The 16640-nt window shown below is 45.0% G+C and carries 15 protein-coding genes and 1 pseudogene; 3 read left to right on the forward strand and 13 right to left on the reverse strand.

Features of this window, described 5'->3' with window-relative positions; genetic code table 11:
* Nucleotides 1-21: 21 nt before the first annotated feature.
* Nucleotides 22-1833, reverse strand: coding sequence for a translational GTPase TypA (typA, locus tag ACRN9H_RS06415; RefSeq protein ID WP_432312976.1), 1812 nt, complete (start codon nt 1831-1833; stop codon nt 22-24).
* A 920-nt stretch (nt 1834-2753) separates the two neighbouring features.
* On the opposite strand from typA, the gene glnA reads away from it, so the two are divergent.
* A complete protein-coding gene (gene glnA / locus ACRN9H_RS06420) occupies nt 2754-4166 on the forward strand; it encodes a glutamate--ammonia ligase (protein WP_432312977.1) in 1413 nt (470 codons plus the stop codon).
* Nucleotides 4167-4317: 151 nt separating this feature from the next.
* Nucleotides 4318-4979, forward strand: a pseudogene (locus ACRN9H_RS06425) (dicarboxylate/amino acid:cation symporter); the annotation flags it as partial.
* Nucleotides 4980-5035: 56 nt separating this feature from the next.
* Here the strand turns inward: ACRN9H_RS06425 and ACRN9H_RS06430 are convergent.
* Entirely contained in the window at nt 5036-6157 is a 1122-nt protein-coding gene (locus ACRN9H_RS06430) for an aminotransferase class V-fold PLP-dependent enzyme (RefSeq protein ID WP_432312978.1), read from the reverse strand.
* Nucleotides 6150-7340: a PrnB family protein gene (locus ACRN9H_RS06435; RefSeq protein WP_432312979.1), complete on the reverse strand. Its 1191-nt coding sequence runs from the start codon at nt 7338-7340 to the stop codon at nt 6150-6152. The genes ACRN9H_RS06430 and ACRN9H_RS06435 overlap by 8 nt, the downstream gene beginning before the upstream one ends.
* A 262-nt stretch (nt 7341-7602) precedes the next feature.
* Here ACRN9H_RS06435 and ACRN9H_RS06440 point away from each other — a divergent pair, with 262 nt between their 5' ends.
* Nucleotides 7603-8946 carry an anaerobic C4-dicarboxylate transporter gene (locus tag ACRN9H_RS06440; protein ID WP_432312980.1) on the forward strand — a complete coding sequence of 448 codons (1344 nt, stop codon included), beginning with the start codon at nt 7603-7605 and terminating at the stop codon, nt 8944-8946.
* 28 nt (nt 8947-8974) lie between these two features.
* On the opposite strand, the gene ACRN9H_RS06445 is transcribed toward ACRN9H_RS06440, so the two are convergent.
* From ACRN9H_RS06445 to moaE, 10 genes are all read right to left on the reverse strand, one after another.
* Nucleotides 8975-9148, reverse strand: coding sequence for a DUF2986 domain-containing protein (locus tag ACRN9H_RS06445; protein ID WP_432312981.1), 174 nt, complete (start codon nt 9146-9148; stop codon nt 8975-8977).
* 331 nt (nt 9149-9479) lie between these two features.
* The gene (locus ACRN9H_RS06450) at nt 9480-9647 is read right to left on the reverse strand and encodes a YqaE/Pmp3 family membrane protein (protein WP_076497175.1); all 168 of its coding nucleotides are present in this window, start codon (nt 9645-9647) and stop codon (nt 9480-9482) included.
* Between the two features lie 291 nt (nt 9648-9938).
* On the reverse strand, nt 9939-10631 hold the full coding sequence (locus tag ACRN9H_RS06455) for a TIGR01621 family pseudouridine synthase (protein WP_432312982.1): 693 nt from the start codon (nt 10629-10631) through the stop codon (nt 9939-9941).
* A 34-nt stretch (nt 10632-10665) separates the two neighbouring features.
* A complete protein-coding gene (locus tag ACRN9H_RS06460) occupies nt 10666-11922 on the reverse strand; it encodes an ATP-binding protein (RefSeq protein ID WP_432313050.1) in 1257 nt (418 codons plus the stop codon).
* Between the two features lie 49 nt (nt 11923-11971).
* On the reverse strand, nt 11972-12649 hold the full coding sequence (locus ACRN9H_RS06465) for a response regulator transcription factor (RefSeq protein ID WP_220771971.1): 678 nt from the start codon (nt 12647-12649) through the stop codon (nt 11972-11974).
* A 49-nt stretch (nt 12650-12698) separates the two neighbouring features.
* Nucleotides 12699-13220, reverse strand: a complete 522-nt coding sequence (locus ACRN9H_RS06470; RefSeq protein ID WP_432312983.1) for a PepSY domain-containing protein — start codon at nt 13218-13220, stop codon at nt 12699-12701.
* A 305-nt stretch (nt 13221-13525) separates the two neighbouring features.
* Nucleotides 13526-14629 carry an ABC transporter ATP-binding protein gene (locus ACRN9H_RS06475; protein ID WP_432312984.1) on the reverse strand — a complete coding sequence of 368 codons (1104 nt, stop codon included), beginning with the start codon at nt 14627-14629 and terminating at the stop codon, nt 13526-13528.
* Nucleotides 14610-15290 (reverse strand): molybdate ABC transporter permease subunit, encoded by a 681-nt coding sequence (gene modB, locus ACRN9H_RS06480; RefSeq protein ID WP_432306030.1) that lies wholly within the window; start codon nt 15288-15290, stop codon nt 14610-14612. The genes ACRN9H_RS06475 and modB overlap by 20 nt, the downstream gene beginning before the upstream one ends.
* 8 nt (nt 15291-15298) lie before the next feature.
* Complete coding sequence (gene modA, locus ACRN9H_RS06485; protein ID WP_432312985.1) at nt 15299-16099, reverse strand: molybdate ABC transporter substrate-binding protein; 801 nt, start codon at nt 16097-16099, stop codon at nt 15299-15301.
* Nucleotides 16100-16166: 67 nt separating this feature from the next.
* Nucleotides 16167-16640 carry a molybdopterin synthase catalytic subunit MoaE gene (moaE, locus tag ACRN9H_RS06490; RefSeq protein ID WP_432312986.1) on the reverse strand — a complete coding sequence of 158 codons (474 nt, stop codon included), beginning with the start codon at nt 16638-16640 and terminating at the stop codon, nt 16167-16169.

Here is a 16640-nt window from a genome sequence, read left to right on the forward strand (position 1 = left end):
ACCTGAATTAACAGGCTGGCATTAACCGCGGTTAAAGCGCTTACGATCGTTTTCAGTCAAGTGTCTCTTACGAATACGAATATTCTTTGGCGTCACTTCAACTAATTCATCATCATCGATGAACTCAAGCGCTTGCTCAAGTGTCATGGTGATTGGCGTAGTCAGTACTTGAGCTTCGTCAGTACCAGATGCACGCATGTTAGTCAGCTGCTTGCCTTTCAGACAGTTAACTGTCAGATCGTTTGAGCGAGCATGAATACCAACCACTTGGCCTTCGTATACTTCAGCGGCATGGCCAATAAAGAGACGACCACGATCTTGTAGACCGTACAGTGCGAAGGTCAAAGCCTTGCCCGTTGCGTTAGAAACCAATACGCCGTTAGCGCGTTGACCAATATCGCCACCTTTGTGCGGACCATAATGATCAAATGAATGGTAGATTAAGCCAGTACCAGAAGTCGCTGTCATGAACTCAGTTTGGAAACCGATTAAACCGCGGCTTGGGATAACGAAATCGATACGCACACGGCCTTTACCGTCAAGCTGCATGTCTTTCATTTCAGCTTTACGCGTACCTAGCTTCTCGATCACACCGCCTTGATCTTCTTCTTCAACGTCAACAGTCAACGTTTCGAATGGCTCACACAATTCACCGTCGATGGTTTTCAGAATAACTTCTGGACGTGATACGGCTAACTCGAAACCTTCGCGACGCATGTTTTCAATTAGGATTGATAAATGCAATTCACCACGGCCTGAAACACGGAAGCGATCTGGACTTTCTGTTTCTTCAACACGCAATGCCACGTTGTGGACTAATTCTGTTTGCAGACGCTCAAGAATGTTACGTGAAGTGACATACTTACCTTCTTTACCCGCGAAAGGTGAAGTGTTGACTTGGAAAGTCATGGTCAGAGTCGGTTCATCAACAGTCAATGGTGGCAACGCTTCTACTGTACCAACGGCACAGATAGTGTCAGAAATTTTCAGTTCGCCTAAACCCGTAATCGCAACAATATCACCCGCGTTAGCGATGTCAATTTCGGTACGGTCTAGACCCATGTAACCTAATACTTGGCCAATTTTACCGTTACGAGTTTTGCCATCAGCGCCAATCAAAGTGATTTGTTGGTTAGGTTTTACGCTACCACGCTTGATGCGACCAATACCGATAACACCCACATATGAGTTGTAATCGATTTGCGAAATTTGCATCTGGAATGCGCCTTCCGAGTCAGCATCTGGGAAAGATACTTTTTCAACGATAGTTTGGAACAATGGTGTCATTTCAGTGCTGACGACATCAGGATCTAACGTTGCGTAACCGTTTAACGCTGAAGTATAAACGATTGGGAAATCTAATTGCTCGTCAGTCGCACCTAAGTTGTCGAACAGGTCGAATACTTGGTCGATAACCCAATCAGGGCGAGCGCCTGGACGGTCAATCTTGTTGATTACAACGATTGGCTTTAAGCCTTGAGCAAACGCTTTTCTTGTTACAAAGCGAGTTTGTGGCATTGGACCATCAACGGCATCAACTATCAATAATACTGAGTCAACCATAGACAGAACACGCTCAACCTCACCACCGAAATCGGCGTGGCCAGGGGTATCAACGATATTGATACGGTAGTCGTTCCACTTGATGGCAGTATTTTTTGCCAGAATCGTGATCCCACGTTCCTTTTCAAGATCGTTGGAGTCCATCACCCGCTCAGTGGCTTCTCCTCGGGATTCAAGGGTACCTGACTGTGACAGCAACTTGTCTACCAGGGTCGTTTTGCCATGGTCAACGTGTGCAATAATGGCGATGTTACGTAAATTCTCTAGCACGGATAAACCTCTTACCATCAAACAAAAATAGGGATATTTCAGTAATTCGTTATGGAGATCTTATTGGATCCTCCATAATAAAAAGCGTGCCATTCTACTCCAGAGCGGCCTTGGCGCACAGGATTATTTTTGAACACTTATATAAAAATCAATCAAACCTTGGCTTGTTTCCCTCAATATCCCATTGAGTTAAATCCCCTAGAGCCACAGTAAAAGCATGACTTGATGACTATTTCTATCGTAAAAAATAGAGTTAAGGTAATGAATTTGATGCCTTTAACACATAAAACAGTAATAAGTGGCGACAATTTAAACAGCCACTGAATGTAACTCAGTTTTTTCCAATCCTTCCACTAAGCTTTCGTCAAAAAACCTTAGCACCAGTATCATATTAAGCGCCTAAAGCGCTCAACCACTCAGTATTGCAAAGGCGAACATGATTACCGCCCTAACGGCAATTAGGCATGATGTATTTCTCACGGCCAGCAAACAGCAAAGACATTTAGCGCAGGAAAACAAATTAATGCTTAATAACATGATGATAAACCCTTATTTCCCTCTCGATACGTGGCATAGTTGAACAAACGAAGCCACACTCATCATCGTCAGAAGGCATCTAGCCAGCTCAGAGTGTTTATATAGAGCGTCTATCTAAGAATGCTTATCTCGGTGCCGTTGATATGAGTCAATATAGTGCGCACCAAAATGGGCTTATGCACTGAAATGCTACAAACTAAAGCACCATTAAGGTGCAAGCACAAAACCAGCAACAAATGATATAGATTATAATTGATGATAATCAATAGGTTATATTGTTGGCATAGATATCGCTTTAAAGCTTGTCAGTTTGGCTCAACATCAATGTTTGAGTTAAAAAAATTATAGAAGGGCTCTCCCTTTACCCTACCGGAGGTTTGAGAATGTCGTCAGTTGAATCAGTTTTACAGCAACTTCAAGAGTTAGAAGTTAAATTTGTCGATTTACGCTTTACCGATACTAAAGGTAAAGAGCAGCACGTATCTATTCCTAGCCATCAAGTCAATGCCGACTTTTTTGAAGATGGCAAAATGTTTGACGGTTCTTCTATCGCAGGCTGGAAGGGTATTAACGAATCAGACATGGTGATGATGCCAGATCCAACCACTTTCATGCTTGATCCTTTTACCGAAGAAACCACTGCGCTACTGCGTTGTGACATTCTTGAACCCGGTACTATGACGGGTTACGATCGCGACCCACGTTCAATCGCTAAAAGAGCTGAAGCTTACCTAATCTCTACTGGCATCGCTGACACTGTATTAGTAGGTCCAGAGCCAGAATTTTTCCTATTTGACGACGTGCGTTTTGGCACTGATATGTCAGGTTGTTTCGTGAAAATTGATGCGAAAGAAGCGGCATGGAACTCAGCTACTAGCTACGAAGGCGGCAACACAGGCCACCGTCCATTTACTAAAGGCGGCTACTTCCCAGTTGCACCCGTTGACTCATCACAAGATTTACGTAGCGCGATGTGCTTAGTATTAGAAGAGTTAGGCCAAGTGGTTGAAGCCCATCACCACGAAGTAGCGACTGCGGGTCAAAACGAAATCGCCACTCGCTTTAACACACTCACTAAAAAAGCCGATGAAATCCAAATTCTAAAGTATGTCGTGCACAACATGGCGCACGCTTACGGCAAGACGGCAACATTTATGCCAAAACCTATCGTTGGCGACAACGGTAGCGGTATGCATGTTCACCTATCTTTAGCTAAAGATGGCGTTAACTTGTTCGCTGGTGACAAATACGCAGGTTTAAGTGAAATGGCATTATTCTTTATTGGCGGCATCATCAAGCATGCTCGCTCGTTAAACGCCTTCACTAATCCAAGCACTAACTCTTACAAGCGTTTGGTGCCCCATTTTGAAGCACCTGTTATGTTGGCGTACTCTGCCCGTAACCGTAGCGCATCAATTCGTATTCCTGTGGTACCCAGCCCTAAAGGCCGTCGTATCGAAGCACGCTTCCCCGATCCACATGCAAACCCTTATTTAGGTTTCTCTGCGTTGTTGATGGCGGGCCTTGATGGTATTCAAAACAAGATCCACCCAGGCGAAGCAATGGACAAAGACTTGTATGACTTGCCTCCAGAAGAAGCGGCAGAAATCCCACAAGTGGCTACGTCTTTAGAAAACGCCCTTGAGAATCTACAAGCTAACCATGACTACCTGACTAAAGGCGGCGTGTTCAGTGAAGATTTTATCCAGTCTTATATCGTACTGAAAACGGCAGAAGCAGAGCGTGTAGCACGTACAACTCACCCACTTGAGTTTGAAATGTACTACAGCTTGTAATCCTTACTGGCAAATTGATCAAGCCCCGACTCGTCGGGGCTTTTTTTGTTGAGTCGGCAAGAATTAGTCTTTAAGCACAGAGTAAATCTTTTTTGCATTTTCAGTTATTGGAAAGTGATTGTTGAAGACCGTATCTTTACAGTAATAAGACTCCTCCATGGCGGTGTCGATTGTGATGGCGATTATCTCCGCGGTTGGCATTATTGGGCTGGCCTTGTTTTTCTATCCCGCTCAAGGCGTCACTCTCGATCTTAATCAAACCATTAGCGATACGGCGGAGAAGATGGATTTTGTTGGTCTGCTGACTACCAATGACTTTTCAGATTTATTATCCAAATCCAATATCTTAGCGCTCATTATCATGTCGGTAATTGCATGGATTGCCATAGGTCAATCTGGGGAAGACGGCAGAAAAGTCTCGGCAGTTTCAATACCTTTATCATGAAGATTGTCTCGACCATTATGGTAGCTGTCCCCTTGGTGCTGGGTGTCTATTTTGCCTCGACAATGGCCAGCCAAGCCCCGCAGCTCGTGGTTACCTTTGCCCGCGCCGTTGGCCTGTTTATGGTCGCCTGTTTTATTTATCTCACTGTGGGGTCTACCTTTTACGCTTGGATTGGCGGGGGCACGCAAGGGGTCAAACAATTTTGGCGCTTTGCCCTAGAACCCGCAGTGACGGCACTGGGTACCACATCGTCATTGGCTACCTTACCTGTGACCTTAAGAACCGCACTGAAGATGGGTATCAAGCCCGAGATTGCCGATATTAGCTTGCCTTTGTTGGTTAACTTAAATAAAGGCGGCTCAAGCGTAAACGACTCTAAGGCAGTATGCCCAAGCATATGGGTTTGGGCATACTATTTATCCGCTTAGCGATTGGCTTTAATCACATCAAGTAACAGCTTGATATCGGCCATATCGTTATAGATATGCGGTGAAATACGGATCCCCATACTGCGCGAATCGACACTGATATTCGCATTGGTTAATGCCGCCATTATTTGCGCCTGCTGCTCACCAAACTGTAATACTAATGTGCCACTACGCTTTTCGGCATCCCGCGGGGATACAAGCTCACTATCGAACTCTTGCACAACCACATCAATCAACTGCTGGTTATATTTACGTAACAAGGACGCACCTAAACCAGCAAAATAATGGATGCTGTGAGCGGCTATGGCATAAGGCGCAATGGATGGCGTACCGCCCCAAAAACGCAGCGCACTATGGCGATAACGAAAATCGTGAATATTAAACTCAAAGGGGTTCTCATGGCTAAACCAGCCCACATCCTTTGGTTGGCAATGCTCTAATATGGCGGGGTTAATCCAAAGATAAGCAGCACCGGGGCCACCGCAGAGCCATTTCACACTTGATCCGATTAAAAAGTCAGGTTGTAATAACGCCAAATCTAGCGAAATAATGCCTGCCGATTGCGCCACATCGACCAAGCTTAAACATCCGCGATCCCCTGCTATGGCAAAAATGTTTGCCAGCGGTGCCTGTTGACCCGTATTGGAATAAGCGTGGCTAACAAACACCAAGTCAACATCACTGCTAATGTGCGCGTCCCACACATTAGGATCGGTAATATCGAGATTTTTAGGAATAAAGCGTACTTCACAACTGGCGGGCAAGGCTTTTTTAAGGGCAAAGCCCATGCTGGGGAAATCAATCTCGCTCATCAATACCACTGCATGCTCGCGGTTTAATCGCTCGAGTGACATGACGATTTTAGTCAGCGCACTAGACAGATTCACCTGCGGGCAAAAATCCTTTTGCTGACCATTAAACAGTTTGGATAACGCAGAAGTAAAATCCTCAATCACACCCAACCATTGCGTCCAAGGTTCACGCCCTGAGTCTTGCCAAGGTGCAAAAAAGGCACCTTTAAAAACTTGTTCGGTCGACTTGAGCGGCCGCCCAACGGAATGATTCAACAAATATCCCGCTCTGGTGAGGCAAAAATCCTGTTTAAAATCGTTAAACATCCCGTGACCTCAAACTATTTTTTAGGTGATTTAAATCGTAATAGCGGGTACGAATATCGCTACGTTTTGCGGCGGCGCGCCGATCTCTAAGCCGCTCTAACGCATCGAGTAACATCTGCAACGGTGGGCCGCTGGCGGTCACTTTGGCTAGATGTTGTTGTTCCATCGTGGTCGCTGGCTCGGCAATATATTTGATCACGAGTTCATTATGATGTTGAATCGCAGTCTCGCCATGTAATTCACAGACCTCAATAAACAGACTTAAGTTTTCTTGATACCAAGCTTGGCTTGAACTGTCTTTTGCCTGCAGAAAATCATCCATTAAATTCGGCCTACGCATACATTCGCGCAATATTTGTTGATCCTCCGGCATCATGTATAAAAACTTATCCACCAGCATTTGCGAATAGGAGGCTTCGTTAGCAAAACAAAGACCTAAAGTTAAATCGATGACATTAATGCCCGCAAAATCCCCTGCGTTGGCACCACGATAAATCACCGAGCCCACGCGATAAGGTTTGTAATAAGGCCGAACGCAATAAAAAAAGCGATCGGCATCTAAGCGATGAAATAATTGGCTGTTCGACTCAATCACATCCAGCAAGGCTTGTTTAGCCACTCGCAGTAAATCGTGGCTAATAGGATGGGAAATACCTAACGGTTGGATTTTTAACAATGCGTCGGCCGCGCGTTTATAGGCCAAGATGCCCTTAGTGTTGTAATCCACGAACAGCTTTTCATCGGGAAGATCGGTAAAGCGTTTGTAAATACCATTATGAGCCCGATTGTGAGTGGTTAAATGGGCGGTAGCAAAGCGCGGCGTGACGCCTATTGAAGCGCCAATATGCATGGCGAGCGCAGAGGCTTCAATTAATGGCGATGTAGTTTCCCGCGAGGGCTCGGTAATTTCATGGCGCCGACACGCCGCCATATACAAACCCACATTACCGAGTAAATCAAAGGCGCTGTCGAAGCCTTCATCGGTATTGCCTTCATCGAGTAGTATCTTAATCAAATCTCGCCCTTCAGTTTCGAGGGCCAACTTAATATCAGTACCAATATCGAGCACGTTGGCGCGATCGCTTTGTTGGTAATAACGCAGCTCAAGCTCGGAATTAAGCTCCACAAAACGACTACGGATCCATTCATCGAAGGCTTCGGTATTAAAAGTGGTCGGTTTCACTTAAGTATCCTTGAGTATTATCATTTTTATAAACCGAATAAGCCCTAATCATGGACTCGCCCATCAAACTTATTAACCAGAATGCAACTTATCCCAGTGAGTTTCTAGCGCCAGATCAAATTCCTAACAAATCTCATGTACTTTTTTATTAACACCATGCGCCAGCGCAACTTTTTCTACATTTTTACTTAGCAGAATGATTCTAAAGATATTCAATCACTCAACGACTCGCTAAGCGGTAGATTCCGCAGAGGTAAATCAAATGATTTTAATGGAATTTATAATTGTACTTAGCTGCTTGTTGTTAGGTACACGTTATGGCGGTATGGGACTGGGCCTTATCAGCGGCATTGGTCTTTTTTTACTGATTTTTGTATTTGGCTTAGCACCTGGGCAACCGCCAGTGCAAGTGATGTTAACTATTTTAGCGGTCATTGGTTGCGCATCGGTATTACAAACGGCTGGCGGTTTAGATGTGATGATGCAATTTGCCGAGCGTCTACTGCGCCGTCATCCACAATACATCACCATACTGGCGCCATTAACAACGTGGACGCTGACCTTCCTCTGCGGTACGGGCCACGTGGTTTACACTATGTTCCCGATTATTTCTGATATCGCGCTGAAGAAAAATATCCGCCCAGAACGCCCAATGGCGGTAGCGTCTATTGCTTCACAAATGGCGATTTGTGCCTCGCCCGTGTCGGTCGCTGTGGTGTCTATGGTATCCATCCTTGCCGCGCAGCAAGGTGTAGGACGCTCCTATAACCTGCTCGAAATTTTAATGGTGTCAGTACCTGCATCACTTTGTGGCGTGATGGCCGCCGCACTTTGGAGCCTACGTCGTGGCAAAGATTTAGATAAGGACGAGGAATTTCAAGAACGTATTAAAGATCCCGTTCAAAGAGCCTTTATCTATGACAAAAGCGAAACCTTGTTAAATCAGCGCTTTCCGAAAGAATCTTACTGGGCGACGGGGATTTTCTTTGTCGCTATTGCCGCCGTGGTATTGCTAGGCTCCTTTAGCGAACTGCGACCCGCCTTTGAAGTTAAAGGTAAATCCACTTTATTATCGATGAACTTAGTCATCCAGATGATGATGTTAATTGCAGGGGCATTTATCCTGATGACCTGCAAAGTTAAACCAGCGAGCATCTCTAACGGCCCCGTATTTAAAGCGGGTATGGTGGCGATATTTTCGGTATTTGGTGTGGCATGGATGAGTGATACCTTTTTCATCAGCCATATGGATGTGCTACAGGAAAACCTGTCACATGTAGTACAAAACCAGCCTTGGACCTATGCGTTAGTGCTGTTTTTAATCTCTAAACTGGTTAACAGCCAAGCGGCAGCACTCACAGCTATTGCGCCGATGGGACTGGCACTTGGCGTTGATCCAAAACTTTTAATTGCTTTCCTACCAGCCAGTTACGGTTATTTTGTACTGCCAACCTATCCAAGTGATTTAGCCTGTATCGGCTTTGACCGTTCAGGTACCACAAAAATAGGTAAGTTCATTATTAACCACAGCTTTATTATTCCAGGCTTTATTGGCGTGGGTACGGCATCAACCGTCGGCTATCTACTGGCAACCGCTTTGCTCTAGCCGCTATTTAATCAATAACAAAGAGCACTTAGGATACAACGATGGCAGAGCCAACAACATGCAACTCCGTTGGCTCTGTATTGACTAATGCAGCCCTATCCGCTTTGGTAATATATTGAGGTTTATTGCTCGATTGCAGTTTAGCATTGGCCTTTTTTGCCTTGTTTTTCAAGGTTTGATTAATCTTTTTTTTGCGATTCATTATGCCGCCAATAGGATTACAATATTAAAGGGCGCGATTATAGCCCCCCACCTACGGGTCGACAATCGAAAGCGCGCACTCAAACAACAGCAGCTCAAGAGCCCTCTAATAACGATACAAACAACAAAAATAATGAGATTAAAAAGTCACTATCATCGACCTTACCCAATTAAAAAAACAGTTCCCCATTACTAAATGGTTTATCAAACACCATAAGATTCGACAAGTTACTCTTTGACTAAACCAATTGGTTTAAAACGCAAAAAAGCGCAATGTTATTGCGCTTTTTTATATTTTAATAACTATCGTTCAACCTGCATTGCGATTGGAATTAGTCCTTCGTCACCACCCAAAGCGCGTGCAACAGACCCGGAAACCAAAAAATTAAACAAAGGACGATGTTGATCAACAAATCCTTTCCCGCTCCCGCCTTTAAAAATACACCTACGGGTGGCAGTAAAATGGCAATAATCACTAAAAGTAGTTTGTTTGTATCCATAATCGCATCTCCTTAAAATCACTTAAATCCTAATATTCATGACTAATTTCGCAGTAAGCCTCAGAATTTGCAATCACTTTAGTGAGATTGAAGTTTCAAACGAAAGCTGAAATATGATAAATGTGTGTTTTTAACACCGATATCATCTGATATTGAGTATCTTAAAGTATCCGTTTAGCTATGCATGCATCAGCTTAGCCATAAGCACTAAAAGCCCAGTACCTAAAAGTTAGCTAGCCGAGATCGTCTCTACCCAGCGGGTTAAACTTTGCTTAAAATAGTGGTGTTGCACTAATCTCCTTTAGTAGGCCAAGCTAACGTATCGGGCTCGTGCCACGCCACTAGCGCTTCTGTAATATTATCCGTCGTAAAATGCTCACCTTGGGTCGGTAAATCCCTATAAGTATAATCACGCCAGCCAGTAATCGCATCGCCATAGCGAAAATGTAAGCAATAGGCATGCAAATAGCAGCGATCGGCAACCGCGTCACCGTACAAGGCATCACCCAAAATCGGCACGCCTAAACTTGCCAAGGCGACTCGTAATTGATGGGTTTTACCTGAGTGCGGTTTAAGCAAATATAAGCGTACTCCCTCGCCAACACTCAAGGAAAAAAACTGCGTAATTGCGGGATTATCTATTGTCCGTAATAACTTAAACATACTGCGACGCGACTTTGCCATATCACCAATCACCCAGCCTTGCTTCTTTTTCGGTTTACCTGTAGCAAGGGCAAGATAATATTTTTGCACTTTATGGGCGGTAAACAACTCAGTAAATTGTCTGGCGGCAACTGCACTCTTAGCTAAAATTAATAGGCCAGAGGTAGGCGTATCGAGTCTATGCACGGCAAAAAGCTTAATACCGAGATCTTGTTCAGCCTGCGCTACTACGCCAGCAGCGCCGTCTTGACTATGGAAATGAACATTGGCTGATTTGGAAATAATAATAAAATCAGCCTCATCGGCTATGATTCGATACATGGGATGCTCGGCGTTTAAAAGGTGGGGTATCAGCTTAAAAGGTAATAGTAACCACTAAGCCGGGATGATTATCCGTGAGAGTAATTTTAGCATTGTGCCGTGAGAGAATCGCTTTGACCATAGATAATCCTAATCCAGTGCCCTGCAAATGCCGGCTAGGATCGAGGCGCACTAAACGTTCGAACACTCTTTCTTTACTGTCGTCAGGGATACCTGGACCATTATCGCGGATCTGAATTTGTGGGCCAGACTGGACTATCTCTATGCGTGCACCTTGGCCTGAATACTTCATCGCATTATCGACAAGGTTATATAACGCTTGGAATAATAAATACTTATCGCCAAACACTTTATAATCAGACAATAAAGATAAGCTCAAGGTTTGCTCATTGGATTCAGCTACGGCATCGGCCATATCCAATAAGTCGGTACAAAGTTGCGCTAAGCTAAGCTCTTGTAAATCGAGTGTCTGCTGGCCCTCTTCAATACGGGTGAGCGACAACATGGCATCAAATGTCGCCAAACAATGATCGAGTTCCTCGGTCAAAATGGCGCAACCTTCGCTAATCTCATCACTGGGCTTGCTCGCTAATTCTTCAAGGCCAATACGAATATGGGATAGTGGAGTACGTAAATCGTGGGCAATATTGTCGGTCGCACCGCGCACTGCCAACAGGTTATTTTCGAGAATATCTAGCACGTTATTAAACTGTAGCGCCAGCATATCAAATTCATCCTGACGCCAACTCAAGGGTAAACGAGTATCGTAATGGCCGCGTTCAATCTGCTCACTTAAACGATTGTATTGCACCAATCGGCGTAAAATTGCCTTAGAAAATAGATAGCCAAACGCTAAGGTCAACACTATGGTAAGCATGACTGCCGTGGCAGCGGCACTGATAAACTTATCAATTAAAGTGGCTAAGTTATCGGTACGGGTCGCAATGAGTACTGGGCCGTAACGGGTCATCACTAGGCCACCAGTAAGAATATGCAGTTTGTCTGGACCACCGGTTAAAATAGGGAAGTCCCGCGTTTGCGGCAACATGGGCATGTCTTCGGGCATAAAACTTAAAGCGCCAACCATATCGTAACTATCACGCCAAGCGATCAGAGCGGTTTGTGGATCGGCGGCGCGGATTTGAGCGGCAAAACTACGGCGATCAACCGTTAGGGCAAGTTGCTGATAACGCTGAGTCTCAGACTCTAAAGACTGCGTTACTTGGTACTGTTGCTCGATAATCAACTGTCGATAAAGCGTAAATAACAGCGCCCCAATGATCACAGTCACTAAGGTCGAAAAGACAATTGTGATACGCCAGGCGCTGCTCTGGTAAGGCTTAATGCCTTTGTCGTAAGCGATAACCCGCTCCTCTAACGGTTTCAATCAATTCACCATGGCCTAGCTCTTCAAATTTACGGCGTAACTTGGCGATATGCACATCAATCACGTTAGTGCGTGGATCAAAATGATAATCCCACACAGCTTCGAATAACAAAGTCCGACTAATGACTTGATTTGCATGTTCCATCAAATACTTGAGTAGCTGGAACTCTTTGGGTTGCAGCAGCAGCTCTTGTCCATCTAACGTCACATTACGGGTCAGTAACTCCATCTTTAAACTACCGACCACGAGATCCGTCGTCACAGGCACAGACTGACCACGGTGCATCAATTTTTCGGCGCGTACCAGCAGCTCAGAGAAGGCAAATGGCTTAGTCATATAATCATCGCCACCTGCACGCAAGCCTTTTACTCGCTCATCGACGTGCGCTAAGGCTGATAAAATCAATACTGGAGTTTGATTACCCGTTGCCCTTAAGGCGGCGAGTAATTTTAGGCCATCGAGCTGGGGTAACATACGGTCGAGGATCACTAAGTCATACTGACTGCTGGTCGCCAATGATAGACCTTGATGGCCATCACTGGCGGTTTCGATATTGTGGCCCTGCTCGAGAAATCCTTTGACGATGTAATCAATCGTCGTCGCATCATCTTCTACTAAAAGTATTTTCATCTGTATGTTGCGCTCCTCAATGTTAAATATGGGCAATAAATTTAGGGGGTTAATCCCATTGGAGTAAAGGTAATGGGCGTAAATTATCAACATCGAAAGCCAATTTAAACTTACCCGTATCATCCAACAATTTAAGCTCTAAGTAACTGATACCTAAGTCGTGATCTAATTTTGCTTCGGTCAAAAAAGCCTTACGTTCTTTAATCGCCTTCGCGATTATGCCTGAAAATGTTTGATTTTTTGCGGCAATCAAACGTGCGGCCTCAACCTCAGCCAGATCATCAGCACTGACTTTGCTTGCCTTTTGTTTCAGTAACTTGCCATCACGGGCACGATATTCAAACCGCGTTATAGAATTAGCTAAAGGGTTAATCAGCTCAAATTGGTAGACTAACTCGCCCTCTTGCGTCTCCATCTCAAATTCGGCTATCACGCCAGAGAACCCTTTTTCAATCTGCTGCATAACGCTCAGCGGTTGAACATAATCACCCGCCGCAAACATCGAATACATGCTCTGGGCCGCACTAGCAATCCCAGATACCAACATGAATCCTAGCAACCATAATCTCATGGCTCCTCCCTATAAATCAGCTAAGTTGTATCTTATGGGACGAGCTACTAGAAGTCGATGGAGCCTATTATTGCTGCATTCAGCCTCTAGCTAGCCCACGCAATCATTTGTTACTGGATATAAAATCACTTTACGACTATTTCAACTTAAATTTGACCATAAAATAGCTAAACAATGGCATTGCTGTATCGACTCGGCGGCCAACTCCCAAGCCTAATAGCAATCATGTGATGGCTAATGCGTTAAGTCTACCTAATGCCAGCTGAAACACCGATGGAAACAAGATTAAGCTTTGATCATCTAGGTTATTCTAAAATATGAATTTGCTCTGATTTTAGCGCCACTGTAGTTTGCATTCCTTTAGCGAGTGCAAGCTTTTGGGCAAAATGCAACGAGACTTCAGTATTGAGTTGTAACTGAGTGCCGGTGACATAACAAATAAGCCGTACGGATTCACCCATCACTAACATAGTGTCGATGGTGACATCCAACTTATTAAAGCTACGGCATAAACGTCTGTTAGAAATCGAATTAAAGCGGATACCCTGATTAGGAATCGCCCAACGAACACGTGAGCCTACCGTTAAATTTTTACCATAATCACAGGCAATGAGCTGCTCACCGAATTTAAGCCAGGTTAAATTTTTAGTATCGTCTTGGAAGACGACTTCACCGTCAAAAATATTTCTCAGCCCCATTTGCCTTGCAACGGCTTCGTTGCGTGGCCGCGACAATACATCAAAGGGCGCACCCTGTTGTAGCATCTGTCCTTGGCTAATCAAAATCATCGAATCGGCCAGTAACAAAGCTTCATTTAAATCATGGGTAACCATGATAACTGGGCATAATAACTGCTCTTTGAGGCGAGCAAGCTCAAGATACAAACGTTCCCGAGTTTCCCTGTCTACCGCAGAAAAAGGTTCATCTAACAACAAAACCGACGGTTCACGGGCTAATGCTCGTGCCAAAGCAACGCGTTGCCGCTGTCCACCGGATAACTGTGCGGGTAATCTATCGGGTAAACCGTGCAAATTCACTCGTTCGAGCCAGTCTTTTGCACGTGGGATGCGCGCAGCCTTAGGTATATGATCAAGCCCTGCGATCACATTTTCTAAGGCGGTGAGATTAGGAAATAAGCCAAAATGCTGTGGCATATAACCAATATGGCGTTGCTGTGGGCTCAAGGCGATGCGGGTTTCGCTATCAAACCAAGGCTTTGCACCAAAATTTATCTGCCCAATATCGGGATGGTTTAACCCTGCTATCATCCTTAATAGCGTCGTTTTTCCGCCGCCAGAAGGGCCGACCACAGCTAACACTTCACCCGCTTTGCAGCGAAAATCAGCATTGAGTTTGATGTGTTTATAATTATGGATCTGGCAATGCAGATCAGCGATGATTTGCGCCACGCTGACCTCCTAAGCGCCGCGATAAACTAGTGGTCAGCGCTAACGCCGTGACGGCAAACAGCAATAATACTAACGACATAATACCAGCCGCATTAAAGTCAAAGGCTTGCACACTGTCGTAGATAGCAATTGAAATAGTCTTAGTCTCACCAGCGATATTACCGCCCATCATAAGCACAACACCAAACTCCCCTAACACGTGGGAAAAACACAACACGAGTGCAGTCAATACGCCTGGCCACACCATAGGCAATTCAATCTTAAGCAGAATTTTAAGCCGACTCATACCGCAACAGGCTGCCGCATCACGAACATCATTAGGCACAGCTTCAAAAGCGCGCTGTATTGGTTGTACTGCAAAGGGAATATTGACGATGACGGAAGCTAAAACAAGCCCAGAGAAATGAAACACTAACTGCTGGCCGAACAGTTGCTCAATCCACTGTCCTAACCAGCTTTGGCTACCAAGCCCAACTAATAAATAATAACCAATCACGGTAGGCGGTAACACTAAGGGCACCATAATCAATGCCTCAACCCAAGATTTACCGACAAACTGGCGGTAAGCCAACGCTCGCCCTGCGAGTATTGCGAGAGGGATCAACACTAATACTGTAATACTACTGAGCTTTACCGATAACCACAGTGCCTGCCAATCCATTTAAATCCTTAACTTACTGGCAAACCAAAACCGTATTGAGTGAATACGGCACGGGCAGCATCAGACTGCAGATATTGATAGAAACGCTCAGCGGTTGAGCTCGCTTTAGGCATAAGCGCCATACGTTGGTAAAGCGGAGTATGGAACTTTGCAGGTAGCGCCACGTAGTGACCTAATGCTTGAAACTGCGGTGCCATTGCCAATGATAACGGAATAATTCCGCCCTGAGTTGAGCCACTCACCGCAAATTGTGCCGCTTGAGCGGCATTTTCACCTAAAATCAACTTGGTTTGCATATCATCCCATAAACCGAACTTTTTCAATAACTCACGGGCGCTTTCACCATAGGGTGCGTGATCGGGATTGGCAATCGCAAACCGCTCAATCTTACCCGATGCCAGTAATGTTTTTAGCCCATTAAGTTCAATATCTAATGTGAGGGGGGACTTTTTTGGCGCAACTAAAGCTAAACGGCCAATGGCGTACATCACTCCCTCGTCTTGGGTAAAACCAACTTTATTCAGCTCAGCAATATAACGCTCATCGGCGCTAAGTAGCATTTCGAACGGCGCACCATGCTGAATTTGCGCAACGAAGTTGCCCGATGAACCGTAAGACACCCGTACTTTAAGGCCTGTTTCTGCGGTGAAGTTTTTAACGATATCATCCAGCGCAAACTTAATATTGGCAGCGGCTGCAATCGCAGGAATAGGCGCGTTATCCGCTGCCTGACTCGCTAATGGCACCATAGATAAGCAAAGCAAAAATGTAAAACCAAGAGTATGGAACAAACGGGTTAAACTCTGCATGGGATCACCTTAGGCCATGTTCACGTTGAGCCAGCACTTGTAAACACAGCGCTTGCCCGGCGACTGATTACAACGAGTCTTTGTGCTGCCACAGCTTAGCAGCTTGTTCATCGGCATCTTTCGCCTCAACCCAACTTTGGCCTTGAGCGCCAGCTTCTAATTTCCAGAATGGCGCTTTGGTTTTTAAAAAGTCGATTAAGAACTCACAGGCAGCAAAAGCGGCTTTACGATGGGCACTCGTTACGCCAATAAATACGATTTGTTCACCTAATGCCATAGTACCAACACGGTGGATAACGGTGACTTTATTAACCGGCCAACGACTACGCGCTTCAACAACGATCTGTTCGAGTATGGCTTCTGTCATACCGGGATAGTGCTCTAAAGTTAAGTCTGTTACGGCGGCGCCATCATTAAAATCACGCACTTTACCGACGAAGGTCACCACGGCACCATCACTATCATCTTGGATTAATTGTCGATATTCATCAGGCACATTAAAGTCGACCTCTTGCACTCGCACTGCGGGTAATAAACGCAT

Source organism: Shewanella sp. MF08487 (assembly GCF_050848685.1).
Taxonomy (GTDB): Bacteria; Pseudomonadota; Gammaproteobacteria; order Enterobacterales; family Shewanellaceae; genus Shewanella; species Shewanella glacialipiscicola.